Genomic DNA, 25,434 nt, shown 5'->3' with positions numbered 1-25,434 from the left:
GAATTGTCGCCGCAAGGCGACCGTTCGGGTTGATCAACCCAAGGCAGCCAGCGCCACGATGTGCGGCCAGTTCAGGGCCACCGCCAGCGCGGCGAATCCCCCGGCGGCCAACGTGAAGACCGCATCGTGCAGCGGATCCCATGCCCCCATGCGGCGCGCCAGCCAGACGACCACCGGGTAGGCCAGCAGGTAGGCGGCGCCGATGCCGAGCAGCGCGCCGAGGAACCCTGCGATCTCGAGCCCGGCCAGAAGGCAGACCACCATCAGCACCGCCCGCGCGAGCGCCAGCACGAAGAACGTCCGGCTGTCGCCCGCCGCAAGCGCCGCCTGGTCGTAGGTCTGCACGATGATCTGGGGCATCTGCACGCAGGCGATGATGACCGTCACCGCGCCGGCGGCGACGTAGCGGTCATCGTAGAGCAGATCGACCAGCCAGTGCCCGGTGATCGCGAAGACGCCGACGAGTCCTATCAGCGCACCGGTCACCACGCACCGCATCTTGCGCAACCGCTGGAAGTTCTCGCGGCTTTCGGTCGGCGGCGTCTCGCGGTAGATCGGGATCAGGATACGGCGCGTCACCATCCCCCCGAGCAGCATCGGGAAGGCGGCGAGGAAATAGCCGATGTTGTAGATCCCCAGCACGTCGAGCGTGAGATATTTCCCCATCAGGATCTTGTCGCTCTGGCTGAAGAAGAACCCGCAGACCGTCGACAGGAAGATCCACTTGCCGAAGGTGATGAGCTCCTGCGCCGCGGCAGGCTCCCAGCGGAAGCGGTTATGCTCACCCGGCAGGAAGAGCCAGTTGATGATGACCTCGACCGCGCTCGCGATGAGACCGCTGATCACCAGCGCCCAGACCGACCCGGTCCACCACGCGAGCACGATGGCCCCGAGGACGCCGCTGGTCTGGGTGATGACGTCGAGAAGCGTGACGCGCCCGAGCAGGAGGTGCCGGTTGGCGGTGTCCATCCGGGTCGGCTTGAACCCGACGATCAGCAGCGCGAGGCTTGCCACCGGCAGGATGTGCAGTAGCTGCGGCTCGTCGTAGAACAGCGACATGGGCCACGCCAGCGCGCATCCCGCGAGCCACAGCCCTGCCCCGCGCAGAACCTGTATCGTCCACGCCGTGTTGAGGAAATCGCGGTCATCGCCACGGCGGCTCTGCAGGATCGCCGGCGTCACCCCCACGTCCGAGAACTGCTGAAGCCCCATCATGAAGACCGACACCAGCGCCATGAGGCCAAAGGCTTCGGGGAAGAGCAGCCGCGTCAGAATGAGGTTCGACGCAAGCCTTATCGCCTGCCCGAAACCGAAGCCGCCCACCGTCAGCAGCGACGAGCGCACCGCGCGGGCCGAGAGAGACGCGCCCCGGAACCGGGTGAGGATGGCCTGGCTCATCGACCGCGACTCCACTCCGCCGCCTGCGGGCGCAGCTTCACCGCGAGCGCAACCGCCGCGTAGACCGCAAAGCCCGGTGGATCGCGCAGCGCCATCGCCAGGGTCTCGCCCCGGGTCGGGGTCGGCTTGTCGTCGTTGGCGAGCAGTTCGGGATACCTCTGTTCGATCTCGGCGACCCCGGCGTTCTGCCGCCGCCTCACGCGCACGAGATTGCCGAAGCCCTCGGCGATGGGCCAGTCATATGTTGCGGCAACGCCCGCGCGCTCGCCGGGAGCAAAACTCAGGCGGACGAAGGTATCGTCCGAGATGATCTCGGGAAACCTCCCCCAGCGGGCCCGACCCTCGCCGTTGACCGCGAAGAGGCCGCAGCCGGGCACGCCCTGCCGCATGAACGGCACCGTTTGCCAGAATCGCGCATAGGCCCGTGACAGGACGCTGCGGGCGGTGATCACCACCCGTCCGCTGGCGTAGCGGGGGCCGGGACGTTCAAGCACGTCGACCAGCTGGGCAAGAAGATCGGGGCTCACGGTGACGTCGGCGTCGAGATAGACCCGAAGATCGTGCCGCGCGACCGCGTCTCCGGCGTTGAGCGCGGCGAGCTTGTTGCCATGGGCCTGCTCGATCACCCGCACGTCCCAGCCGCGCGCCTCGAATGTGGGTATCTCGGCGCGGGCCCGATCGGCGGTGTCGTCCCGGCAGCCGTTTGCGACGACGATGACCTCGGCCCGCAGAACCCCCGGCAGGCGCGACGCGCAGAGCGCGCGCAGGCAGGGCCCGATCAGGGATGCCTCGTTGCTCGCCGGAAGGACGACCGACACCGCAGGCATCCCGGCCGTTTGGTGCTCAGCCGACATGATCCGTACCATAGCCGCCACACATGGACGATTTTCCTCTCCCGCTCGCCGATGACCTGACAGCAAACTGTGGCCAAAAAAAGAAATCACATGGAAGTTGTCACAAATCCCGGACAGATCGCCCGGGAATCCTGAAATCCGGGGGGACGCGTGTCGCAGAAATTGCGGATCGGGTATCTTGTGCCCCAGTTTCCGGGGCAGACACATATCTTCTTCTGGCGCGAGGTGCAGGTGCTCGAGTCGATGGGGCACGAGGTGCATCTCCTGTCGACCCGGATGCCGCACTCCGGGCTGATTTCGCACGACTGGTCTCAGGACGCGATCGCGCGGACCACCTACCTCGGTCAAGTCGAGCCCGTCGCCGCGCTGCAGGCACTATGGGCGCTGCTGCCGCGCGGGCTGCCCCGCGCCATCCTGCGCGAGGGGCCGGGCTTCGCGAAGGACGTCGCCGTGACGCTCTCTGCCGCGCGCGCGCTCGTGACGCTGGCGCGCGAGCGCGGGCTCGACCACGTGCACGTGCATTCCTGCGCCCGCGCGGCGCTGATCGCGGCGCTGGCGCGGCAGATGGGTGGACCGACCTACTCGCTCACGCTGCATGGCCCGCTGTCGGACTACGGGCCGGGCCAGCGCTTCAAGTGGCGCCACGCCGCCTTTGCCACGATCATCACCCACAAGCTGCTGAACGAGATGCAGGAGGCGATGCCCGACGACCTGCCGCCGCGGCTGGTGGTCCGCCCCATGGGCGTCGACACCGACGAGCTGCGCCGCGACGCGCCCTACCAGCCGCCCGAGAAGGGGCGGCCGCTCAGGCTCTTCAGCTGCGGCCGGCTCAACGTGGTGAAGGGCCACCAGGACCTGATGTCGGCGATGCGGCAGCTGCTCGACCAGGGGGTCGACGTGCGGCTCGAGATCGCCGGCGAGGACGACGCCGGAGGCGAGGGCTTCCGCAAGGACCTCGAGGCGCACCTGCGCAAGCTGCGACTGCAGGACCACGTGAAGCTGCTGGGCGCCATCGACGCGGGCGCGGTAAAGCAAAAGCTGCTCGATGCGCATGTCTTCGTGCTCGCCTCGTGGCATGAACCCCTGGGCGTGGCCTACATGGAGGCGATGGCCTGCGGCGTGCCGGTGATCGGCACCGACGCGGGCGGGGTGCGCGAGCTGATCGACGACGGCCACAACGGCAAGCTCGTCCCGCCGAAGGACCCGACCGCGCTGGCCCGTGCGATCCGCGATCTCGCACAGAACCCCGACAGCGCCCAGCGCTTCAGCGATGCCGGGCGCATTCAGGTCGAGACCCGCTTCCGCGCGAGCCTCGGGGCCGAGACGCTGGTGTCGGAAATCCTCGCGACGCGGGACAACGGTTGAGCTAGAGCCCCGCCGTCGCGATGTCGTCGCCGGGGGCCCCTGCAAATCCCAGCCGCTCGACCGAGAACAGCAGCACCCGCCCCGCCGGACCGTCGGCCACCAGCCGTCCGTCCTCGTGCGAAAACACGTAGTCGGTCCGGTGCCCGGGCAGAACCGCGCGGTCGGTGCCCGCACCGCCGTGCAGATGGTCGTCGCCACCACCCGAGACCAGCACGTCGTTGCCGCCGCCGCCCAGCAGGATGTCTTCCTGCGCGGTGCCCTGCAACGTCTCGCCGCCGCCGCCGCCCCGTGTCAGCACGCCGTCGGCAAAGGCCTCGGGGTCGCGCGGCGCCCAGTCCGAGGGGCCGGTGGCGTTGTAGTTCGCCAGCATGTCCCAGCGCGGGTTGTCGTCCTGCAGGTGGCGCAGCGCGCCCCAGCTGCCCCATTTCGACGGCTGCGCCACGTCGACGAAGCCGTTGAACAGCGTGCCCCCGGCGGCGACGTAGCCGGTCAGCAGCGTCTCGTAGAGCTTGGCCATTTCCGGCGTGTAGTTGAAATACTCGAAGAACCCCGTGAGCCGCTCGTCATTCACGCGCGGCAGCTGCGCGGTCAGATGCGTGCCGCCCTCGTACATCACCAGCCGCAGGTCCGAGGCCTCGGCCACCGCCGCCTGGTAGGGAAAGATCTCGTCGGTGAGCTCGCGCAGCGAGCCCTCGAGCAGCGCCAGGGCGACCGGCGCCACCGCCGCCTCGTAACGGTGCGCGCGGACGTATTCGCGCAGCGCGACGCGGCGCAGCCCCTGCCGCTCGCCCTCGGCGCGGGCCTGCGCCTCGGACCGTTCGAGCCAGTCGTCCATCTGCGGCGCCATCTCCTCGCCGCCCATCTCGTAGCCGAAGTAGCCGGTCACCGCGTAGGCGTCGAAGACCTCGGCCGGGGCGTATCCGAGCTGCAGGTAGGCCAGAGGCGCCACGAGGATGTTCTCTTCGAGCCCCGGCCAGCCGGTGTGGGTCGCCACGACGCGCACCAGCCGGTCGGCGACCTCGTCACCGAAGACGTCGCTCCAGATCGTCATCACCTGCGCCGCCCGCAGGCCGTAGTATTGCATCCAGCCGGCCTCGGACCGGCCCCAGAGCGCATCGGCCTGCGCCTGCGCCCATTCCGCCTGCGGAAAGATGAAGTTCCAGACCTCGTTGGAATACTCGACATGGGCCTTCAGCCGGGGGTCGAGCCCGTCGCGCACCGCCTCGGCGAAGCGGCGGATGTAGGCGTCGTCGGCCTGGTGCGGCATGGTGAACCACGGGTCGACACCGATCTGGTTGGCAAGCGCCAGCATCACCTCGAGCGGAACGCCCCAGGAGGTGTAGCTGAAATCCGACGTGCGCGGACGGTCGTCCCAGCCTTGCACCGGAGAGCCGTTGGTCACCATCCAGTCCATGAAACGGATGCTGCGCAGGTCGTGCACGGTCTCGATCCACGCCGGGTTGAAGATCACCCCGGCCTCGTGGAGATCGCGCTGGTCCTCGCGGATGACGTGGATGTCGCGGATCGGATCGTCGGGATCGGTCGCCCCGAGCGCGATGCCCACCGCGCCCTCGCCGGGGCTGTAGTCGAACTCGGCCTCGTGATCGCCGTAGCGCACACGCTGCGCGCGGCCGGTGAGCTTCAGATCGCCCTCGCCCTTCCAGGTCACGATGTAGGTGCCGCGCAGATGCGTCGCCTCCTCGGGCTGGTCGGTCAGCAGCAGCGATTCCAGCCGCTCGACCCGCTCGGGGATGCGCAGCGGCCAGCCGTCCGGGTCGAGCACGCCCTCCGCCCGCAATTCCTCGATGGTGACGCCGCCCCACTGCCCCGGCAGGTGGCCCACCCACTGCCGGGCGCTCTTCATGCGGTCGATGAAGGGATGCTGCGTCGACCAGTCCGAGATGCCGTTGATGTTCATCGCCAGCGCCGGCAGCCCCTCCGGTCGCGCCCCACCCTCGGGCAGTGCCACCCGGCCGCGCGGTGGCAGGGGATCTTCGGCGGCAGGCGCCGCGTCGTCCGCAGCGTCGGCCTCGGCGGTCCGGGTATCGTCCGGCGCCGAAGGCCGGGCGGCGGCTTCCTCGAATATCCCCGCGCCGGAGACTGCGTCCCAGATCGCGGAGGCCAGCGCCGGATAGGCCGCCACGACGTCGGGGTGGAGGCTCTCCGGCGGCTCGTATCCTGCGGGCGGCGGCGCCTCGTAGATCGCGGCATAGGTTATCATCGCCGCGAGAAAGTAGAGCGACGGCGTTCCGTGCGGAGCGTCATCGACGTAGAGCGCCTCGGCCGGCATGTCCTCGAGCGGACCGCCCCGGCCCAGCAGGACGCCAAGGATGCGCGCCACCGGGATCAGGCGCACGTCGGCCTCGGGCTGCTCCGCGCGCAGGTCGTCGCGCAGGGTCTCGTACCAGTCGTGGTAATCGCCGGTGTTGAAAGCGTGGTATCGGCGCAGGCCCCGCCGCGACGGCGGGAAGCCGCGCGCCACCCCGGCCATCTCGGCCCAGCCCTCGTAGATGTAGACCGGCGTTCCCGGAGCGCGCGTGTGCAGCCACTCGACCAGCGTGGCGGTGGCCCCGAGCGGGCTTTCCTTGCCGGGGTTGTCGCCGTCGTAGGGCCGGTCCGGCGGCTGGTACTGGATGAAGTTGGCGGGCGTCACGAGCACCGCGTCGTAGCCCGCCTCGGCAAAGGGCCCCCGCCCCGGATCCCAGAGGCTGTCGACGCCCGGGAACGACCAGCCGGGCCGCGGCGGCAGATCCTGCACGAAGTTGCGCAGGAACCCGAACTGCCCATCCAGGGTAAAGCCACGCCCGTCGGCACGGGCCATCTCGGCCATCCAGTGCGGCACGTTGGAATGGGCCTGTTCGCCAATGTGATTCACGAGGCTGTTGCCGAACACGTAGACATCGGCCTCGTCACGGGGGGCAGCAAGGGCGGCAAGAGGCACACAGGCAGCAAGCACCGCCGCACGGCAAAGTCGTCCGATCAAATCTGGTCTCCCTGTCCCAGACGCCCCCTTGCGAGTATGGACGGCTTTCCGCGCCACTCAACCCCTCGCGCGCGATGCTGCGGCGCGGCATCGCATTTCCCCGAAACCGAAGCATTTTGCGGGTTTAATTCTTCCGGTTTGCACGTATATTTCGCCCCATGATGACCCTTGGCCATATCGCACCCGTTGCACGCGCTTTCAGCGCGCCGCTTGCGCTCGGCCTGCGTCTTCTCCTAATCCGCCTCTGAGCGCGCACTCCCGGCGCGATCGCTCAGAGGGGAACCCGTTTCGCGCCGGCGAGACATCCAGGACGAAGACCTTACAGAGATTCAGAGACATGACCGACCAAGCCAAAGACCGCGTGTACATTTTCGACACGACTCTCCGTGACGGCGAGCAATCGCCCGGCGCCACCATGACCCACGACGAGAAGCTCGAGATCGCCGAGCTGCTCGAGGACATGGGCGTCGACATCATCGAGGCCGGGTTCCCCATCGCGTCCGAGGGCGATTTCGCCGCCGTGCGCGACATCGCGAACCGCAGCAAGAACGCCGTGATCTGCGGACTCGCCCGCGCCCAGGTCCCCGATCTCGAACGCTGCTGGGAAGCGATCAAGGGCGCACCCCGCCCGCGCATCCACACCTTCATCGGCACCTCGCCGCTGCACCGCGCCATTCCGAACCTCTCGCAGGACGAGATGGCCGACCGGATCTTCGAGACGGTGAGCCACGCCCGCAACCTCTGCGACAACGTCCAGTGGTCGCCGATGGACGCGACCCGCACCGAGTGGGATTACCTCTGCCGCGTCGTCGAGATCGCGATCAAGGCCGGGGCCACCACGATCAACATTCCCGACACCGTCGGTTACACCGCGCCGGTCGAATCGGCGGAGCTCATCCGCCGCCTGATCCAGACGGTGCCCGGCGCCGACGAGGTAATCTTCTCGACCCACTGCCACAACGACCTCGGCATGGCGACGGCGAACGCGCTCGCGGCGGTCGAGGGTGGTGCCCGCCAGATCGAATGCACGATCAACGGCCTCGGCGAGCGCGCCGGCAACACCGCGCTTGAAGAAGTGGTCATGGCGCTCAAGACCCGCGGCGACATCATGCCCTTCGAGACCGGCATCGACTCGAAGAAGATCATGCACATCTCGCGCCGTGTCTCGACGGTTTCGGGGTTCGCGGTGCAGTACAACAAGGCCATCGTCGGCAAGAACGCCTTTGCGCATGAATCCGGCATCCACCAGGACGGCGTGCTCAAGAACGCCGAGACCTTCGAGATCATGAAACCCGAGGACGTGGGCCTTGCCACCAACTCGCTTCCGCTCGGCAAGCACTCGGGCCGCGCCGCCCTGCGCGACAAGCTCCGGCAGCTCGGCACCGAGGTGGGCGACAACCAGCTCAAGGACATCTTCGTGCGGTTCAAGGATCTCGCCGACCGCAAGAAGGAGGTCTACGACGAGGACATCCTCGCGCTCGTGACCGACGCCATGACCGACGGGGCCGAGCATCTCGAGATCGTCTCGCTCAAGGTCACCTGCGGCACCGGCGGCCCCGCCGAAGCGACGCTCGAGATGGAAGTCGGTGGCGAGGAAATGAGCGCGACCGAGCATGGCGACGGCCCCGTCGACGCCACCTTCAAGGCGGTGCGGGCGCTCTACCCGAACAAGGCCCGGCTTCAGCTCTACCAGGTGCACGCCGTGACCGAGGGCACCGACGCGCAGGCCACGGTTTCGGTCCGCCTCGAGGAGGACGGCAAGATCGCGACCGGCCAGTCGGCCGACACCGATACCGTCTATGCCTCGGCCAAGGCCTACGTGAACGCGCTCAACCGGCTGCACGTGCGCCGCAGCAAGACCGGCAGCGACGTGAAGGAAATCAGCTACAAGGACGTCAGCTGATCCCGACATTCAAACGCCCGCCTCCTTCCGGGGCGGGCGTTTTCGCATGCAGGGAAGGACAAAGGCGATATCTCAGAGATCATCGACCGCGCCATATGCGATGTCCGTGACCAAGGCTCCGGCCGAAAGATCCGTGAAATCAGGCCCGGGCGTAGCGGCTTCGCCAGACGCGAAGAGCGGGGGCTCCGCCCCCTCCGAATAGTCTCGCAGGATTTCCTCCATCACGATCGCCATCACCTCGGCATCCTGAAGGGCGGGGCTGTCGTCGAAAACGGCAGTGTCATCGGCGTCATTCTGCTCCGTGAAGATGAAGACTTCGGCTTCGCCCTCCGTGTCCACCCATTCGTCGTAGCGCTGGTCCGAGAGATCCTGAGGATCCCCCCGCGCTCCGGAGCGCGGGCCGGCGTCATCCACCCAACGGATGACGTGCGCCGAGCGCGGCATGTCTTCCATGTGCAGTTGAACGGCGCTGTCAGTGGAGTGCGACCGTCCATCCCGGGCCTCCTCGAGCCAGTCCTGAGCTGCGGCGCGCTGCGCGTCTTCGCGAAAGCCCGCATGCGAGGCGTGGTTTGGCTCGGGCCGGTCATGCCCGAGCATGCCACCCGCCAAGCCATGCGCGTGCGCCAGAACATCCGTCGCGGTCATCGAGAGGTGATCCAACGCCTCCGTTCGCGGATCGTGAAAATCGGGCGCACCGACAGCGGCCCCGTGGATGTCGTCAAGGCCGAAGGCATCGGCACTGGCAAAAAAGCCCCCCACCGGACCCGTCCCAGCGCCACCGCCTGGCGCGCCAACGTCCGTCAGCGCCCCCTCCTCGATCTCCTCGACGGATTCGAGCGCCACCATGTAGCCGAGGCTGACCGCCGCGTTGCACAGATTGCGAACGCTGCCGTCGGTCTCGATCTTCAGTGCAGACCCGGCCCCGGCGCGGCGGCCCGGGTGGTGGTCATCGTGCCCGTCTTCGTCGTGGTTGTTACGCACCGCGTCATCCTCGCGCGCCGACCTGTCGATTTCTGCCAGGACCGACGCGCGCCACGACGCGCCCGGAACCTCGCGCAGCAGACCGCCGCCCGTCAGGCGAAGACCCATATCGAGGGCCGCCAGATCGTACTCGAGGATATGTGACGCCGAGAGGGCACCCGGCTCGGGCCAGTCAGTTATCGTTCCCGCGGCTCCACCCGGGAACCTGCCGATCGTATGAAATATCACCATCTTACTCTTCCATCAGTCCTTGAAACGTCGGACAGGAAGAAGGTGACGGGCAGGCACGGCCTCTGCCGGCGCAGGATTGCGGCGAAAGTAAGGCGCTTGCCTCGACTTATTCTCTAAGTCATTCAGGCCATTAGAACGTTTTACCCGAATTCGGGCAACGTCGGGGCGTACCCGTGGCGCGAGTGGACGGGCGAAGCAAAACGCCCCGCAGCGGACTGCGGGGCGGCGGCATTCAGAGCATCGACGGCACGACCTGATCCGGGGGCCGGTGCCCGTCGGCGAAGGTCTTGACGTTCAGCAGCACCTTTTCGCCCATTTCGATGCGCCCCTCGATCGTCGCCGAGCCCATGTGCGGCAGCATCACCACGTTCGACATGTTCACGAGCTCCGGGTTGCCCCGGATGCCGTGCTGGTAGACGTCGAGCCCGGCGCCGGCGAGCTCGCCCGCCTTGAGCATCCGCGTCAGCGCGCTTTCGTCGATCACCTCGCCGCGCGAGGTGTTCACGATCACCGCCGTGGGCTTCATCAGCTTCAGCCGCCGTGCGTTCAGAAGGTGGTAGGTCGAGGGCGTGTGCGGACAGTTCACCGAGATCACGTCCATCCGCGCGACCATCTGGTCGATGCTTTCCCAGTAGGTCGCCTCGAGATCGGCCTCGGTCTCGGCGCGCAGGCGCCGGCGGTTGTGGTAGTGGATCTGCATCCCGAAGGCCCGCGCCCGCCGTGCCACCGCCTGACCGATGCGGCCCATGCCGAGGATGCCCAGCCGCTTTCCGCCCAGCCGCGTCCCGAGGAAGGCGGTCGGTGCCCAGCCCTCCCATTCGCCGCGCTGCATGAGCAGCTGGCCCTCCTGCATGCGTCGGGTCACAGCGAGCATCAGCGCCATCACCATGTCGGCGGTATCGTCGGTCATCACGCCGGGGGTGTTCGACACGAGAATGCCGTTGCGCCGCGCCGTCTCGACGTCGATGTGGTCGATACCGGCACCGTAGTTGGCGATGAGCCGCAGGTTCTCGCCCGCCTGCCCGATCAGCCCGGCGTCGATCTGGTCGGTGATGGTGGGCACGAGCACGTCTGCGTGGCGGACCGCCTCCGTCAGCTCGGCGCGCGTCATCGGCGCGTCATCCTCGCGCAGGGTCACGTCGAACAGCTCGCTCAGACGGGTCTCGACCGCTTCCGGCAGGCGTCGCGTCACGACAACACTCAGGCGTTTCTGAGGCATGGCCGCCTCCCCTCCCTTTCCATGGCTCGCGCTCGATGGCACAGTGTCCCATGAGCGTGCGGGGCACAAGAACCCCGCCGAAAAAACGCGGGCAGGACAGAGAAATGCGCAAGGCAGCTTTGATCGCCGGGCTGGTCGCTTCCGTCGTTGCGGGCAGCGTGGCTGCCGCAAGCGACGACCGTGGACCGGTCACCAACCTGCCGATCCCGAGATACGTGTCGCTCAAGACCTCCGAGGCCAACGTGCGGCGCGGCCCGTCGCTGACCCATCGCATCGACTGGGTCTACAAGCGCCGCGACATGCCGCTCGAGATCACCGCCGAGCACGGCCACTGGCGCCGGGTGCGCGACGCCGACGGCGCCGGCGGCTGGGTGCATTACTCGCTGCTGTCCGGGGTGCGCACCGTGCTGGTGCAGCAGGACATGCTCGAGCTTCATGCCCGCCCCGGCGCCGATACGCCGGTGAACGCCAAGCTGGCGCTCGGGGTGATCGCGCGGCTCGGCGAATGCACCGTCGACTGGTGCGAGCTTTCGGCGGGCGGCTACGACGGCTGGGCCGCAAAGACCGCCTACTGGGGCGTGGCTCCGGACGAAACCCGCGAGTAGACACGCCGCCCCGCCGGGCACGCCATTGGACACCGGGCGCGGAGCGCGGTAACAGGCCAAAGGTTCAACACGGGTGCGCACATGTCCCAGACGCCTTCAGAAATCGCCCGCGCGGTGCTGCACACCGAGGCCGCGGCGCTGACCCGGCTCGGAGACGAGCTGCCCCCGGCCTTCGAGGACGTGATCGCGCTGCTGCTGCACATCGGCGGGCGGATCATCGTCTCGGGCATGGGCAAGTCCGGCCATGTCGCCGGCAAGATCGCCGCCACGCTCGCCTCGACCGGCGCGCCGGCGCAGGCGGTGCATCCCGGCGAGGCCAGCCACGGCGACCTCGGCATGATCACCCCCGACGACGCGGTGCTGCTGATCTCGAACTCGGGCGAGACCCGCGAACTGGCCGACATCATCGCCCATTGCGCGCGCTTCGCGATCCCGATGATCGCCATGACCCGCCGTGCCGACAGCACGCTGGCGCGCTCCGCCACCCACGTCCTGCTGCTGCCCGACGCCCCCGAGGCCTGCGCCATCGGCATGGCGCCGACCACCTCGACCACGATGACCATGGCGCTCGGAGACGCGCTGGCCGTGGCGCTGATGGACCAGCGCGGCTTCGACCGCGAGAACTTCCTCGCCTTCCACCCCGGCGGCTCGCTGGGCGCGCAGCTTCTGCGGGTGTCCGCCGTCATGCACCGGGGCGACGAGCTGCCCGTGGTCATGCCCGACACGGACATGGGCGAGACGCTCGTCGTCATGTCGCAGAAGGGCTTCGGCGTCGCGGCGCTGGTCGAGGACGGCAAGCTCGCGGGCGTCATCACCGACGGCGACCTGCGCCGCAACCTGGAGGGACTCATGGACCGCACCGCCGGCGAAGTCGCCACGCGCAATCCCCGCAGCATCGCTCCCGATGCCCTGCTGACCGAGGCACTCGGGGTGATGAACGCCTCGAAGATCTCGGCGCTGTTCGCGGTCGAGGACGACGGCACGCTCGTCGGGCTCGTCCACATCCACGACGCGCTGCGGGCAGGTGTCGCATGAGCGCCGTCATCTTCATTCCCGCTCGCTACGCCTCGACCCGCTACCCGGGAAAGCCGCTGGTCGAGCTGACCGGCGCCACCGGCGAACGCCGCTCGCTGATCCGGCGGGCGTGGGACGCTGCCCGCACGGTCAAGGGCGCCGACGCGGTCTACGTGCTGACCGACGACGACCGCATCGCCGAAGCGGCGCGCGGCTTCGGCGCCGACGTGCTGATGACCTCGTCCGAGGCCCGCAACGGCACCGAGCGCTGCGCCGAGGGCGTGGCCCAGCTGCCCTCCGAACCCGAGACGGTCATCAACCTGCAGGGCGACGCACCGCTGACGCCTCCGTGGTTCGTCGAGGCGCTGATCGAGCGGATGCGCGACCCGGCCGTCGAGATGGCGACCCCGGTCCTGCGCACCGACCGCGACACGCTGGTGCATTTCGTCACCGACCGGCGCGAGGGCCGCGTCGGCGGCACCACCGCCGTCATGCGCGGCGACGGCACGGCGCTCTACTTCTCGAAAGAGGTGCTGCCCTATGTCGGCGACCTCGAAGCGCCGCCCGAGGTCTGGCACCATGTCGGCGTCTACGGCTATCGCCCCGCCGCGCTGCGCCGCTATGCCGAATGGGCCGAGGGGCCGCTGGAGCGCGCCGAGGGGCTCGAACAGCTCCGCTTCCTCGAGAACGGCGTGCCCGTGACCTGCGTGCCCGTCGAGGCGCGCGGCCGCGTGTTCTGGGAGCTCAACAACCCCGTCGACGTGGCCCGCATCGAAGCGGTGCTGAAAAAGGAGAACATCGCATGACCGACGTTCGCATTCGCGACATCACCGTGTCCAACACGTCGCCCTTCACGCTCATCGCCGGCCCCTGCCAGCTCGAGAGCCTCGACCACGCGCGGATGCTGGCCGAGAAGATCGCCGCCGCCGCCGAGGCCGCCGAGACCCACTGGATCTTCAAGGGCAGCTTCGACAAGGCGAACCGGTCGTCGCTGTCGGGCAAGCGCGGCATCGGCATGGAGGACGGGCTGCACATCCTGTCGACCATCGGCAAGGAGTTCGGCGTTCCGGTGCTGACCGACGTCCACGGGCCCGAGCAATGCGCGCCGGTGGCCGAGGCGGTGGACGTGCTGCAGATCCCGGCCTTCCTGTCGCGCCAGACCGACCTGCTGCTTGCCGCCGGCGAGACCGGGGCGGCAATCAACGTCAAGAAGGGCCAGTTCCTCGCGCCCTGGGACATGGCGAACGTCGCCGACAAGATCGCCTCGACCGGCAACGAGCGGATCATGCTCTGCGAGCGCGGCGCCAGCTTCGGCTACAACATGCTGGTCAGCGACATGCGGTCGCTGCCGATCATGGCCCAGACCGGCTACCCGGTGGTCTTCGATGCCACGCACTCGGTGCAGCTTCCGGGCGGACAGGGCAGCTCTTCGGGCGGACAGCGGCAGTTCGTCGAACCGCTCGCACGTGCGGCGCTGGCCGTCGGCGCGGCGGCGGTCTTCATCGAGACCCACGAGGACCCCGATACTGCCCCCTCGGACGGGCCGAACATGGTGCCGGTCTCGAAGCTCGGGCATCTCCTGCACGGGCTGCGTGGTATCGACGACCTGACCAAGGGCCGGACCGACCTGCTGGACGATCTCTTCGCCTGAGTTCGGGTCCCGCTCGCAGGCGGAACGTCGGCCCCCCGGCGCCGCCTGCCGCCTCGACCACCGCACCAGCCCCCGAAAGAAAAAAGCGCCCCGCGTCAGATCAGACGCGGGGCGCTTTTCAACTGGTGCCGGTGATAGGACTCGAACCTACGACCCCATCATTACGAATGACGTGCTCTACCAGCTGAGCTACACCGGCACTGGTGGGCGGCCTCTTAACACCGGGGCCGCCCGTAGGAAAGACCTATTTTGCCTCTTCCTTCTCGCGCTCGGCATCGCCTTCGCCCGAGACTTCCTCGGCATCCTCGACCGGGGTTTCCGACGCCTCCTCGGCGGCCTCGCGGCCCGGCCCGGTGGGCGGATTCGGCGTCAGGATCTCGTGCGTCTCGCCGGTGTCGGCCGGGGCCGCGGCGGGCGCCTCGTCCGAGCCGCCGACGATCAGCGGCAGCATTTCCGCGCCGGGGCGCGCGGCATCGGTCTGCGGCGGCGTGGTCCAGCTCAGCGTGTCGAAGCCACCGCAGTTCTCGCAGACCGGAGTCCACTCGCCATGGATCTGGTGACAGCTGTCGCAGACCCACTGCGGACCGCGCGGCGCCGACAGTGCCTTGGCCAGCCAGCCGCGCACCTCGGCGTCACCGGCCCCCTCGCCACGGGCGATGGCCGCCATCACCGTCAGCACGCGCGCATCCGGTTCACGCTCGACGAGATCACCCATGGCGCGGCGCGCCTCCGGGAAGTCCTCGGCCGCCAGCGCCAGTTCGGCGCGCAGCAGGCGCGTCTCGCGGTGCTCGGGCTTGATCGTGGTGAGCGTGCGGAAGCGCTTCATGCGCTCGGCCGGCGTTTCCTCGGGCTTGATCTCGGCGAAGGCGGCCGCGAGGTCGGGATGCGGCTGAACGCTCCACGCCTTCTTGAGCACGCGCACGGCCTTCTTCGGCTCGTTCTTCGCGATGTAGGACCGGGCCGCCATGCAGGCCCCCGGGATGAGATCGGGCGAGCCCTTGGCCGAGGCGATCGCCGCCTCGCGCGCCTCGATGGGCTTGTCCTCGGCGAAGATGTCCTTGGCCTCGGACAGCGCCAGCACCGCGTCGCGGCGCTTGTAGACGTCACGCGGCATGGACCCGTGCTTGAGCTTGGCCGACAGCGTCGCCCGCGCACCGCGCCAGTCGTGCTTCTGCGCCTGGAGCATCAGAAGCGTGTCCTGGATCTCGGGGTGCTTGGGCTTGATGGCAAAGGCGCGCTCCGCCAGCTTCAGCGCGGTATCGGTATCGCCGCGCGCAAGCTTCTGCTTCATCATCCCGCGAATGCCGACGAACCGCGTCTCGTCGTTGGTGATGAGCTTCTTGTAGACCTCTTCCGCCTTGCGCGTGTCGCCGGTCATCTCGGCGGCCTGCGCGGTCAGCAGGTTGGTGAGGCCGGGCTTGTGCAGGTAGCGGTCGGCCTTCTGGGCCTTGGCCATAGCGAGCTTGCCCTCGCCCGAGGCCAGCGCCAGCAGGCCCTCGGACAGCGCCTGGTAGCCCTTGCGCTCGCGGTTGCGGTCGAAATAGCGCGACAGCGCCGTGCTGTCGCCGTTGATGAACTTCAGCACCGCGATCAGCAGCGAGACCAGCTTGAAGATCACGTATAGCGCGATGACCAGCAGGATGACGGCAATCACAGACTGCAGCGGCCCGAGGTTGAACTCGTAGCCGCCGGCGGTGATCTGGATGCCGCCCTGGCTTTCCATGATGTAGCCGGCGCCGACGGTCAGGGCCGCCACGACGGCGACGAACAGGACGATCTTGAGAAGTGACCAGAGCATTGTGCGACCCTTATTCCTTGTTCATTTCCTGCGCGAGGCCGTCGGCCGCCGCAACAGCATCGGCGCGGGTGCGCGCCCGGTCCATCCAGTCCGACAACGGCGCCTGCGCCGCCTCCGGGAGGCTGCCGAGCTCGGTCAGCGTCTGCGGCAGGTCACCGCTGCGCAGCGCCGCCTCGGCACGCGACAGGATCGCGTCGGGGCTGTCGCCCGACCGCGGAGTAACCGAGCGCAGCCCGACCTGATCGGTCAGGAAGGTCGCGAACCGGTCGGTGCCGCTCTGGTCCTCGGATGCGCTCTGGCGGGCCGCCGTGAGCGCCTCGCGCGCCAGCGGCGGATATTCCTCGGTGAGCTCGGCGAGCGTCGGCACGCCTTCCTCTGCCGGGGCAGAGAGCGGGTCGGGCACGGTCACGCCGTTTTCCTGGATCGTGGTGACCGCCTCCCCGTAGGGATCGCCGCTGTTGAGCGCCGTCATCACCTCGGACAGGGCCGCGCGCGCCTTGGAGAGCGCCGCGGTTTCCTCGGCGTTGGCCTCGGCGGCAAGCGCCTGCTGGGTCATTTCCTCGACCTCGGTGCGCTGCTGCACGATCGCCTCGCGCAGCTTGTTCAGCTCGTCCTCGTAGGCGGCCATCGCCTCGGGCGAGACCGATTCCTCGACGGGGCGCTTCTCGATGGCCTCGATCCGCTGCGCCAGCGCGTCGTAGTTGCCGGCAGCGGCGTCGATGCTGCCGCGCAACTCCTCGACCGAGGACTCGAGACCGCTCAGGTCGATCCCGTTCGCGGTGTCGGTCGCGGTCTGCACTTCCTGCGCGAGCGCGTCGATCCGCGCGGTCTGATCCTCGAGCGCCGTCTGCGTATCCTCGCGGAAGGTGTCGGGCGCGACGGCCTCGTTGAAGGGCCAGCTGCCGGACTGGTAGGCCGAGGCCCCGTAGCCCAGCGCCGCGGCGATCACGCCGCCGAGCAGCATCGGGACGAAGCCACCCTTTCTTTCAACGACCTTTTCGCGCACTGCCGGTTCCGGCGTGGCGCCGGTCGTCGTGCCGCTGGTCGCGGTCGCGCCGGCAGCCCCCGCGCCTGCACCCCACGCCGAGGCTGACGACGTCGTGTCGCTGTCGTGAGAGTGGACCGTGTCGGAGTTCCTGTCGAGATCGACCGCCTCGCCGACGGAATGGATCTGGTCACCGGAGGTCTCGAGCGACTCGTCGCCCGAGGTGTCCTCTCCGATGGTATCCTCGCCGGTCGACATCGCCTCGAGCGTGTCTTCGCCAAGCGTGTCCTCGCCGACGGTGCCGTCGATCATCGCGCTGTCGGTCGCCTCGTCCTCGGTTCCGGACAGCGTGTCGGCACCTTCGGCCAACGTATCATCGGCGGAGTCGTCGCCGCCGGCCTCGGGGGTATCTTCTCCCTCGGGCGTTTCCTCGGCGGCCTTCTCGGCGTCATCCTCTTCGGTGACGACCGCGTCGGGGACCGCCTCCGGCGTCAGTTCGGTCTCAGGAGTCTTCGCCGCTTCACCCTCGGCGTTCTCCTCGGTGCCGTCCACTGGCTTTTTCTCGTCGGCCACGCTCCACCCTTTCGAATTCATGTTCAGGCACGGTCAGGTGCCCGCTTAACCTTTCACAGACCCGTGACCTTTCACAAGCGCCCCGAAGTCCTTCAGTAAACCAATCACAACCCTACGCATATCAACAGCGTCGGGTTGCGCCGGAATCTCCAGTCGAGTCACATATAGCGCCCCAAGCGCCGCGGCCACATCCCTGCTCATCGCTGCGACGATAAGCGGCGCGCGTCCGCGCGGCACCCCGGCAAACTGCGCCGCGCTGCGCGGAGAGAAAAGGGGCACGATCACGGGCACATCGCCATCGAGCGCGGCTTTCGCCGCCGCGCTCAATTCCTGTGCAGGCTGATCGTAGATCACCGCGTCGCCCGCATGAAGCCCCGCCGCCGCGAGTCGCGCCGCCACGTCGCCCCGGGCATGTGTCCCGCGAAAATGCACGAGCCGTTCCCCGGGCGCCTCGGCCCGGATCATCGCGACCAGCGCATCGGCATTGCCGCCGGCACTGCGCGGCGCGAATCCTGCCTCGCGCGCGGCCTGCGCCGTGGCGTCGCCCACCGTGTAGCAAAGCGGCAGCGGCCTGCCGCCGAGCGCCGTGTAGGCCCGCACCGCGTTCGCCGATGTGAAGATCGCCCCGCCTGCCCCGTCGAGATCCGGCAGCGGCCCGGTGACCTCGATCCCGAGAAGCGGGCTGATGATGGCAGTGAAGCCGGTGACCCCCTCGGCCGCCAGATCCTCCAGAAACCGCCGCGACCCCGCCTCGGGGCGGGTCAGCAGAAGAACGGGCGGCACTGCGGGCATCTGCGCTCCGGGATTGTGGGGCGGTTGTGCAGGTGGTAGCTGCAAGGACAAGGCTTTGCAATGGACGCACCGATGCCGGATCCGATCATCCTTGGGCTGGAAAGCAGCTGCGACGACACCGCCGCCGCCGTTCTGCGCGGTCGCGAGATCCTCTCGTCGGTGGTCATGGGCCAGACCGAGCTGCACGCGGCCTTCGGCGGCGTGGTGCCCGAGATCGCCGCCCGCGCCCATGCCGAGAAACTCGACCTTGCCGTCGAAGAGGCCCTGTCGCAGGCCGGCGTAACGCTGCGCGAGGTCGACGCCGTGGCGGTCACCGCCGGGCCCGGACTGATCGGCGGCGTGCTGTCGGGCGTGATGCTGGCCAAGGGGCTGGCGGCGGGCCTTGGCAAGCCGCTGATCGGGGTGAACCACCTTGCCGGTCACGCGCTGACGCCCCGGCTCACCGACGGGCTGGCCTATCCCTACCTGATGCTGCTGGTCTCGGGCGGGCATTGCCAGTTCCTCACCGTGCGCGGCCCGCAGGACTTCACCCGGCTCGGCGGCACCATCGACGACGCCCCGGGCGAGGCCTTCGACAAGACCGCCCGCCTGCTCGGCCTGCCGCAACCGGGCGGCCCCTCGGTCGAGGCCGAGGCAAAATCCGGCGATGAGCGTCGCTTCCGCTTCCCGCGCCCGCTGCTCGACCGCGAGGGCTGCGACCTGAGCTTCTCGGGGCTGAAGACCGCGCTGCTGCGGATGCGCGACGCACTGGTCGCCGAGCAGGGCGGGCTGCACGCGCAGGACCGCGCCGACCTTTGTGCGGGTTTCCAGGCGGCGGTGCGCGACGTGCTGGCCGAGAAGACCCGGCGCGCGCTGGCGCTCTATCTCGACGAGGCGCCCGCCGAGCCCGCCTTTGCCATCGCCGGTGGCGTCGCCGCGAACGGCGCGATCCGGGCGGCGCTCGAGACACTCTGTGCCGAACGCGGCGTGCGCTTCACCGCCCCGCCGCTGCGGCTCTGCACCGACAACGCGGCGATGATCGCCTACGCCGGGGGCGAGCTCTTCGCGGCGGGCGAGACCGCCGACATGACGCTTGCCGCCCGTCCCCGCTGGCCGCTCGACCGCAACGCCGCCCCGCTCATCGGGTCCGGCAAGAAGGGAGCCAAGGCATGAGCATCGCGGTCCTCGGCGCCGGCGCCTTCGGCACCGCCCTTGCCCTGAGCCTCAGCCGCGAAGGGCACGCGGTGCGCATCTGGGCGCGCGACCCCGAGACCGTCGCCAGCATCAACGAGGCGCACCGCGCCCCGCGCCTGCCCGACATCGCGCTGCCCGACAGCATCACCGCGAGCACGGACATCGACGACGTGGCACAGGCCGGAACGCTGCTGCTCGCCGTGCCGATGCAGGCCCTGCACGCGACGCTTGCCCGCGTCGAGGCGCCGCTTACCGGACAGCGGCTGGTGGCCTGCTGCAAGGGCGTCGACCTTACCGAGCTGACCGGCCCGACCGGCGTCATCGCCCATGCCAAGCCCGAGGCGATCCCGGCGATTCTCACCGGCCCGAGCTTTGCGGACGACATCGCGCGCGACCTGCCGACGGCGCTCACGCTCGCCTGTGCCGACGACGCGGCCGGCAAGGCTCTGCAGCACCAGCTTTCGACCGGCGCGCTGCGGCTCTACCGCACCACCGACACCATCGGCGCCGAACTGGGCGGCGCGCTGAAGAACGTGATCGCCATCGCCTGCGGGGCCTGCATCGGCGAGGGGCTTGGCGACAGCGCCCGCGCCGCACTGATGACCCGGGGGTTCGCCGAGATGACCCGCCTTGCCGCGAAGCTCGGCGCGAAGCCCGAAACGCTCGCCGGGCTGTCGGGGCTCGGCGACCTCGCGCTGACCTGCACCTCGGAGCTGTCGCGCAACTACCGCTTCGGGCTGGCGCTCGGGCGCGGCGAGGTCTTTGATGCCTCGCTCACCGTCGAGGGCGTGAAGACCGCCGAGGCCGTCCGCCGGCTGGCGGAAAGGCTGGAGATCGACCTGCCGATCTGTGCCATGGTGCACGAGGTCGGCGCCCGCGACACCAGCGTCGCCGAGGCCATCCGTTACCTGCTCAACCGTCCACTGAAGGAAGAATGACATGCTCGTTGCCCTGATCGCCAAGGACAAGCCCGGCGCGCTGCAGACCCGCAAGGACAACCGCGAGGCGCATCTCGCCTACATCGAGGAGACCGGCGTGGTGGCGCAGGCCGGCCCGCTGCTCGACGACGCGGGCGAGATGGCAGGCAGCCTCGTGATCCTCGACGTGGCCGACATGGACGCGGCCCGGGCATGGGCCGACGGCGACCCCTACGCCAAGGCCGGTCTCTTCGACAGCGTCGAGCTGACCGCGTGGAAGAAAGTCATCGGATGAACCACTGGCTGTTCAAGTCCGAGCCGTCGACGTGGTCGTGGGACGACCAGGTCGCCAAGGGCGACGTGGGCGAGGAATGGGACGGCGTGCGCAACTACCAGGCCCGCAACTTCATGCGCGAGATGGCCGTGGGTGACCGCGGCTTCTTCTACCATTCGCAGAAGGAAAAGGCCGTCGTGGGCACCGTCGAGGTGATCGCGCCCGTCCATCCCGACAGCACCACCGACGACGAGCGCTGGGAGTGCGTCGACATCAAGGCGGTGCAATCCGCCAAGACTCCCGTGACGCTTGACGACATCAAGGGCGATCCGCGCCTGGCCGAGATGGTGCTGGTAAAGAACTCGCGCCTGTCGGTGCAGCCGGTGACTGAGGACGAATGGCAGATCGTCTGCGCGATGGCCGGGCTCGACCCGTAAGGCACCACCGGCCCCACCGCTTTCTAAAAGACGGGGCCCGGCCCGAAGCCGAACCCCGTCCCCACCCCATGCATACTCCCACAGCACGGATCGAGTGATACGGTTTTCGGCCTTCTGGCCCTGCCCCCTGTGTAGCCTGCATGGCCCGCCGGGGCAAAACCCGAGTGTCTAAAATGCTGGCATGAAAAGGAAACCTCCGCTTAGGATTCGGAGGTTTCCTCTGCGGCCGGTTCCGGTCTCAGCTGTAGACCGCTTCCTTGCCGAAGTGCTTCACCAGCATGTAGTAGACCACGGCACGGTACTTGTTGCGCTCGGAGCGCCCGTAGGTCTCGATCACCGACTCGATGGCGTCCATCAGCTCTGGCCCGTCCGAAAGTCCCAGCTTCTTCACAAGGAAGTTCGCCTTGACGGTTTCGAGCTCGCCCTCCTGCGTGGCGGCGACGGTGGCGCTGTCGGCGTTGTAGATCGCCGGACCGCAGCCGATGGTGACCTTGGTCAGCAGGTCCATGTCAGGCTGCATCCCGCACTTCTCGCGCAGGTCCTCGGCATATTTCTCGATCAGATCGTCTCTCTTGCCCATGATCCCTTCTCCCTGTGCTGACGGCCCCGCCGTCTTTCGAAAACCAGAAGCGGCGGCTGCGCAGGGGCAGCTTAGTCTCCGCATGCCGAATAAAAAGAAGAAAATCCTCACATATTTTGCGCGAAACCAACGCGAACGGGCGAGAACCCGACAATTTTTAGTTGAATGAAAGAAAAACCGTGACAGATGGCCCGCTGCTCGCAGAGCATCATGTCATCCGCGCGTCACGATCGCGACCTGCGGACCACGAGACCAGACAGGGACAGCCGACATGAGTTCAGAAACATTCGTGGTCGCCTACGAAGGCCGGCCCGACGCCCCGAGCGTCCTGGAATACGCCATCAAGCGCGCCAAGGCCGAGGACGCGCGATTGCTGCTCGTCCATGTTCTGGAGTGGTCGCCCTATTCGTTCCTCACGCCACAGGAGGTCGAGGAACGCCACGGCCGCCGCAAGCAGGAGCTTGCCCGCGCGCATGAGATCGTCCTGGCTCCGGCGCTCGAAAAGGCACGGGCCTCCGGTGTCGAGGCCTCGGGCATCATCCGCTACGGGCAGGTGGTCGAACTCGTCGTCGAGGAAACCGCCAAGGCCGGCGGAACGGTCATCTTCGTCGGACGCTCCGGCTCGCAGTCGATGGCGGCCCGCGTCTTCGGCTCGGTGCCGCTGGGACTTGCCCAGGTCGCTCCCGTCCCTACCGTAATCGTGCCCTGAGCCCAGGAGTCCCTCATGCCATTCCGCCTATTCTCGCTGTTTGCACTCGCCGCCATGCTCCTGCCCCACCGGGCGGCGGCGCAGGGTATCGATGAAACCATCAACACGCTCTTTGCCGATTATACAGGCTGGTATGTCTCGCTGATCTTCGCCGACCTGCCGGGCACCAACTTCTCGTGGATCGCGCTCTGGCTGGTCGTCGCCGCGCTGGTGTTCACGGTCTACTTCGGCGCCATCCAGCTGCGCGGCTTCGGCCACTCGATCGCGCTGGTCAAGGGCGACTACTCCGACCCGGACGACGCCGGCGAGGTCAGCCATTTCCAGGCCCTCGCCACCGCGCTGTCGGGCACCGTGGGTCTTGGCAACATCGCGGGCGTCGCGGTCGCCGTGGGCATCGGCGGGCCGGGCGCGACCTTCTGGATGATCGTCGCCGGCCTGTTCGGCATGGCCACGAAGTTCACAGAATGCACGCTCGGCGTGAAATACCGCAACGAGTATCCCGATGGCACCGTCTCCGGCGGCCCGATGTACTACATGACCAAGGGCTTCGCCGAACGCGGTCTGCCGGCCGGCAAGATCTTCGCCGTGGTGTTCTGCATCTTCACGATCCTCGGCGCCCTCGGCGGCGGCAACATGTTCCAGGCCAACCAGGCGCACGCGCAGCTGTCCGGCGTGCTCGGCGAATACCCGGGCTGGATCACCGGGATCCTGCTCGCGGGCGTGACCTTCGCGGTGATCGTCGGTGGCATCAAGTCGATCGCGCAGGTGACCGAGAAGGTCGTGCCCTTCATGGGCGTGTTCTACGTCATCGTTTCGGTCATCATCCTGCTGATGAACTACGACGAGATCGGCTGGGCCTTCGGCCGCATCTTCGAGGGCGCCTTCACCGGCCTCGGCGTGCTCGGCGGCTTCACCGGCGCGCTGATCCAGGGCTTCCGCCGCGCCGCCTTCTCGAACGAGGCCGGCATCGGCTCGGCGGCCATCGCCCACTCGGCTGTGCGCACCAAGGAACCGGTCACCGAGGGCTACGTGGCGCTGCTCGAACCGTTCATCGACACGGTAGTGATCTGCACCATGACCGCGCTGGTGATCGTCATCACCGGGGTGCTGAACGTCGACCCCGACACTGGCATGTACGTCTGGAACGCCGAGGCCGGCCGCATCTCGACCGAGGGCGAGGTTGCCGGAGTCGAGCTGACCTCGGCGGCCTACGCGCATGCCTTCTCGTGGTTCCCGGCGATGCTCGCCATCGCGGTGGTGCTCTTCGCCTTCTCGACGATGATCTCCTGGAGCTACTACGGGCTGAAGGCCTGGACCTACCTCTTCGGCGAGGGCAAGTCGCGCGAGATCGTCTTCAAGGTGATCTTCTGCGTCTTTATCGTCATCGGGTCGGCGGCCAATCTCGGGCCGGTGATCGACTTCTCCGACGCCATGCTGTTCTCGATGGCGGTGGTGAACGTGATCGCGCTCTACCTGCTGATGCCCATCGTGAAACGCGAGCTCAACAGCTACATCGCGCGGCTGAAGTCCGGCGAGATCCGGAAATTCAAGAACTGATCCATCGCTTCAGGAAAGGTGGAAAGGGCGCCCCGCGAGGGCGCCCTTTCTCGTTCCGCAGCCTGTCAGGTCACTCGGCCGAGAGCAGCTCGGGCACCGACAGCAGGATGAACTCGTTGTGCGCGGCCTGCCCCGGCACGCGCCCGCCCGAGAACGGCAGGTTGTTGTCGTTGGCCACGAGGATGTGGGTCTCGTCCACCCGAACCACGTCCTCGATGGTGAAGAACGGGAAGGTAAAGGGGCCCTCTGCGGGGGCCATGCCATCGAGCGCGACGCCGTCGGGATCGGCGATGTCCAGCAGGTCGACATGGCCCAGGCGGCGCACGAAGCCGTCCTCGGAGACGTCCGACATGTCGACCAGCACGATGTTCTTCACGCGGGCCGGGTTGGGGTAGCAGTCCGAGGTATCGGTGGCGTCTTCGGCACAGGCCTGCGCGGCGTCGCCCTCGCCGTTGTCACGCTCGATGACCAGCGCGCGGGTCTCGTCGATGAAGTTGAAGTCGCCGATGGCCGTCGCACCGTCGGCAAGCTGGAACTTCCCGCTCTCGCCGGTCCACTCCCCGGCCTCCGGATCGAAGGCGATGACGCGCAGGAACGGTCCCTCGGTCTCGCCGCCCTCGAGCAGGATCGGCTTCTCGAGCATCGCCCAGAGCAGGCCGGTCCCGGGCTGGAGCGCCATGCCCTCGTAGCCGCCCGAGCGCTGCACCTGATAGTCGCTGCCGGCCGAGGCGGGCACGTAGACGCTGTAGGTGTCGGGCCCGTGCAGCTCCTTGCCGTCGAGCTCGGTGGCGTAGACCTCGCGCACCACGCCATCGAGACCGGCGCGGATGATGTAGGGACCGAACTCGTCGCCGATGAACACCTCGTCGTCGATCACCTGGATCGACTCGGTGTCGAAGTCGGCGCCGGTCAGGTAGCGGCTCTCGGTGCCCTCGTAGGCAATGCGGAACGGCACCTTGCGATCGGGATCGCTGAGGAAGATCGTGTCACGCCGCGCGACCGTGCCGGTCTCGAAGTCGGGCATCATCTTGTGGAAGAACAGCATCGCGTCGGGCGAGTTGCGCTTCGAGCCGAAGCCGTTGTCGGTCAGCACGTAGTAGGCCCCGTCCTCGGCCCGGTTCATGGCGAAGCCGGACATGCCCTGCACGGGCTGACCGATGAACGGCAGCGCGATGCCGGTGTCATGCGCGCCGTAGTTGCCGCCGGTGTTGCCCATGACCGACATGGGCTGCTCGTTGCGCGCCCCTTGCGTGAACTTGCCCGAGATCCAGGCGTCGCGCGGCGCGTCGGCCGGAGGCTCGACCAGCGAGAGCGCGGGGAGGTAGGCGTGGCCGGCGAGCGTGGCCGGAAAGGTCTCTTCGGCGACGGCGGGCGCTGCCAGCATGCCGGCGAGCGCGAAAACGGAAATAGAAAGACGCATCGTGGTCATCCCTGT

22 protein-coding genes and 1 tRNA gene are annotated in these 25,434 nt (G+C 68.2%); 12 read left to right on the top strand and 11 right to left on the bottom strand.

Features of this window, described 5'->3' with window-relative positions; genetic code table 11:
• Positions 1-33: 33 nt before the first annotated feature.
• Complete coding sequence (locus D6860_RS19340; RefSeq protein ID WP_076623008.1) at positions 34-1,398, bottom strand: oligosaccharide flippase family protein; 1,365 nt, start codon at positions 1,396-1,398, stop codon at positions 34-36.
• A complete protein-coding gene (locus tag D6860_RS19335; RefSeq protein ID WP_076625312.1) occupies positions 1,395-2,225 on the bottom strand; it encodes a glycosyltransferase family 2 protein in 831 nt (276 codons plus the stop codon). The genes D6860_RS19340 and D6860_RS19335 overlap by 4 nt, the downstream gene beginning before the upstream one ends.
• A 177-nt stretch (positions 2,226-2,402) precedes the next feature.
• Between D6860_RS19335 and epsE the strand changes: the two genes are divergently transcribed.
• Positions 2,403-3,617, top strand: a complete 1,215-nt coding sequence (gene epsE, locus D6860_RS19330) for an exopolysaccharide biosynthesis GT4 family glycosyltransferase EpsE (protein ID WP_229743269.1) — start codon at positions 2,403-2,405, stop codon at positions 3,615-3,617.
• 1 nt (position 3,618) lies between these two features.
• Here epsE and D6860_RS19325 read toward each other — a convergent pair whose 3' ends face one another.
• Positions 3,619-6,600 (bottom strand): type I secretion protein, encoded by a 2,982-nt coding sequence (locus D6860_RS19325; RefSeq protein WP_076623007.1) that lies wholly within the window; start codon positions 6,598-6,600, stop codon positions 3,619-3,621.
• A gap of 337 nt (positions 6,601-6,937) precedes the next feature.
• On the opposite strand from D6860_RS19325, the gene D6860_RS19320 reads away from it, so the two are divergent.
• Positions 6,938-8,503 (top strand): 2-isopropylmalate synthase, encoded by a 1,566-nt coding sequence (locus tag D6860_RS19320; protein WP_076623006.1) that lies wholly within the window; start codon positions 6,938-6,940, stop codon positions 8,501-8,503.
• A gap of 72 nt (positions 8,504-8,575) precedes the next feature.
• Here D6860_RS19320 and D6860_RS19315 read toward each other — a convergent pair whose 3' ends face one another.
• Both D6860_RS19315 and D6860_RS19310 read right to left on the bottom strand, forming a co-directional pair.
• Positions 8,576-9,715, bottom strand: coding sequence for a hypothetical protein (locus tag D6860_RS19315; protein ID WP_076623005.1), 1,140 nt, complete (start codon positions 9,713-9,715; stop codon positions 8,576-8,578).
• 232 nt (positions 9,716-9,947) lie between these two features.
• Positions 9,948-10,934: a 2-hydroxyacid dehydrogenase gene (locus tag D6860_RS19310; RefSeq protein WP_017467795.1), complete on the bottom strand. Its 987-nt coding sequence runs from the start codon at positions 10,932-10,934 to the stop codon at positions 9,948-9,950.
• A gap of 104 nt (positions 10,935-11,038) precedes the next feature.
• On the opposite strand from D6860_RS19310, the gene D6860_RS19305 reads away from it, so the two are divergent.
• The 4 genes from D6860_RS19305 (at position 11,039) to kdsA (ending at position 14,204) form a co-directional block, all read left to right on the top strand.
• A complete protein-coding gene (locus D6860_RS19305; protein WP_076623004.1) occupies positions 11,039-11,539 on the top strand; it encodes an SH3 domain-containing protein in 501 nt (166 codons plus the stop codon).
• Positions 11,540-11,620: 81 nt separating this feature from the next.
• Positions 11,621-12,574 carry a KpsF/GutQ family sugar-phosphate isomerase gene (locus D6860_RS19300; protein ID WP_076623003.1) on the top strand — a complete coding sequence of 318 codons (954 nt, stop codon included), beginning with the start codon at positions 11,621-11,623 and terminating at the stop codon, positions 12,572-12,574.
• Positions 12,571-13,359, top strand: a complete 789-nt coding sequence (locus D6860_RS19295; protein ID WP_076623002.1) for a 3-deoxy-manno-octulosonate cytidylyltransferase — start codon at positions 12,571-12,573, stop codon at positions 13,357-13,359. Before D6860_RS19300 ends, D6860_RS19295 begins: the two co-directional genes overlap by 4 nt.
• The gene (gene kdsA / locus D6860_RS19290; RefSeq protein ID WP_076623001.1) at positions 13,356-14,204 is read left to right on the top strand and encodes a 3-deoxy-8-phosphooctulonate synthase; all 849 of its coding nucleotides are present in this window, start codon (positions 13,356-13,358) and stop codon (positions 14,202-14,204) included. Before D6860_RS19295 ends, kdsA begins: the two co-directional genes overlap by 4 nt.
• A 123-nt stretch (positions 14,205-14,327) precedes the next feature.
• Here kdsA and D6860_RS19285 read toward each other — a convergent pair.
• The 4 genes from D6860_RS19285 to D6860_RS19270 form a co-directional block, all read right to left on the bottom strand.
• Positions 14,328-14,403, bottom strand: a tRNA-Thr gene (locus tag D6860_RS19285).
• Positions 14,404-14,448: 45 nt separating this feature from the next.
• A complete protein-coding gene (locus D6860_RS19280) occupies positions 14,449-16,002 on the bottom strand; it encodes a heme biosynthesis protein HemY (protein ID WP_076623000.1) in 1,554 nt (517 codons plus the stop codon).
• A gap of 10 nt (positions 16,003-16,012) precedes the next feature.
• A complete protein-coding gene (locus D6860_RS19275) occupies positions 16,013-17,560 on the bottom strand; it encodes a COG4223 family protein (protein WP_229743270.1) in 1,548 nt (515 codons plus the stop codon).
• A gap of 45 nt (positions 17,561-17,605) precedes the next feature.
• Positions 17,606-18,352, bottom strand: a complete 747-nt coding sequence (locus tag D6860_RS19270) for a uroporphyrinogen-III synthase (RefSeq protein ID WP_076622998.1) — start codon at positions 18,350-18,352, stop codon at positions 17,606-17,608.
• A gap of 72 nt (positions 18,353-18,424) precedes the next feature.
• Here D6860_RS19270 and tsaD point away from each other — a divergent pair, with 72 nt between their 5' ends.
• The 4 genes from tsaD to D6860_RS19250 are packed head-to-tail and all read left to right on the top strand — an operon-like array spanning position 18,425 to position 21,153.
• Entirely contained in the window at positions 18,425-19,504 is a 1,080-nt protein-coding gene (tsaD, locus tag D6860_RS19265; RefSeq protein WP_076625310.1) for a tRNA (adenosine(37)-N6)-threonylcarbamoyltransferase complex transferase subunit TsaD, read from the top strand.
• The gene (locus tag D6860_RS19260) at positions 19,501-20,463 is read left to right on the top strand and encodes an NAD(P)H-dependent glycerol-3-phosphate dehydrogenase (RefSeq protein WP_076622997.1); all 963 of its coding nucleotides are present in this window, start codon (positions 19,501-19,503) and stop codon (positions 20,461-20,463) included. Before tsaD ends, D6860_RS19260 begins: the two co-directional genes overlap by 4 nt.
• 1 nt (position 20,464) lies before the next feature.
• Positions 20,465-20,737 carry a YciI family protein gene (locus D6860_RS19255; protein ID WP_076622996.1) on the top strand — a complete coding sequence of 91 codons (273 nt, stop codon included), beginning with the start codon at positions 20,465-20,467 and terminating at the stop codon, positions 20,735-20,737.
• A complete protein-coding gene (locus D6860_RS19250; RefSeq protein ID WP_017467000.1) occupies positions 20,734-21,153 on the top strand; it encodes an EVE domain-containing protein in 420 nt (139 codons plus the stop codon). The genes D6860_RS19255 and D6860_RS19250 overlap by 4 nt, the downstream gene beginning before the upstream one ends.
• A 238-nt stretch (positions 21,154-21,391) precedes the next feature.
• Here D6860_RS19250 and D6860_RS19245 read toward each other — a convergent pair whose 3' ends face one another.
• A complete protein-coding gene (locus D6860_RS19245) occupies positions 21,392-21,733 on the bottom strand; it encodes a DUF2853 family protein (RefSeq protein WP_017466999.1) in 342 nt (113 codons plus the stop codon).
• Positions 21,734-22,004: 271 nt separating this feature from the next.
• Here D6860_RS19245 and D6860_RS19240 point away from each other — a divergent pair, with 271 nt between their 5' ends.
• A complete protein-coding gene (locus D6860_RS19240; protein ID WP_017466998.1) occupies positions 22,005-22,442 on the top strand; it encodes a universal stress protein in 438 nt (145 codons plus the stop codon).
• 15 nt (positions 22,443-22,457) lie between these two features.
• Entirely contained in the window at positions 22,458-23,999 is a 1,542-nt protein-coding gene (locus D6860_RS19235; RefSeq protein WP_017466997.1) for an alanine/glycine:cation symporter family protein, read from the top strand.
• A 70-nt stretch (positions 24,000-24,069) separates the two neighbouring features.
• Here D6860_RS19235 and D6860_RS19230 read toward each other — a convergent pair whose 3' ends face one another.
• Positions 24,070-25,419: an esterase-like activity of phytase family protein gene (locus tag D6860_RS19230; RefSeq protein ID WP_076622995.1), complete on the bottom strand. Its 1,350-nt coding sequence runs from the start codon at positions 25,417-25,419 to the stop codon at positions 24,070-24,072.
• Between the last annotated feature and the right edge of the window lie 15 nt (positions 25,420-25,434).

Source organism: Salipiger sp. D13 (assembly GCF_003703915.1).
Classification (GTDB): Bacteria; Pseudomonadota; Alphaproteobacteria; order Rhodobacterales; family Rhodobacteraceae; genus Salipiger; species Salipiger profundus.
This window is presented reverse-complemented; position numbering and strand designations above follow the sequence as displayed.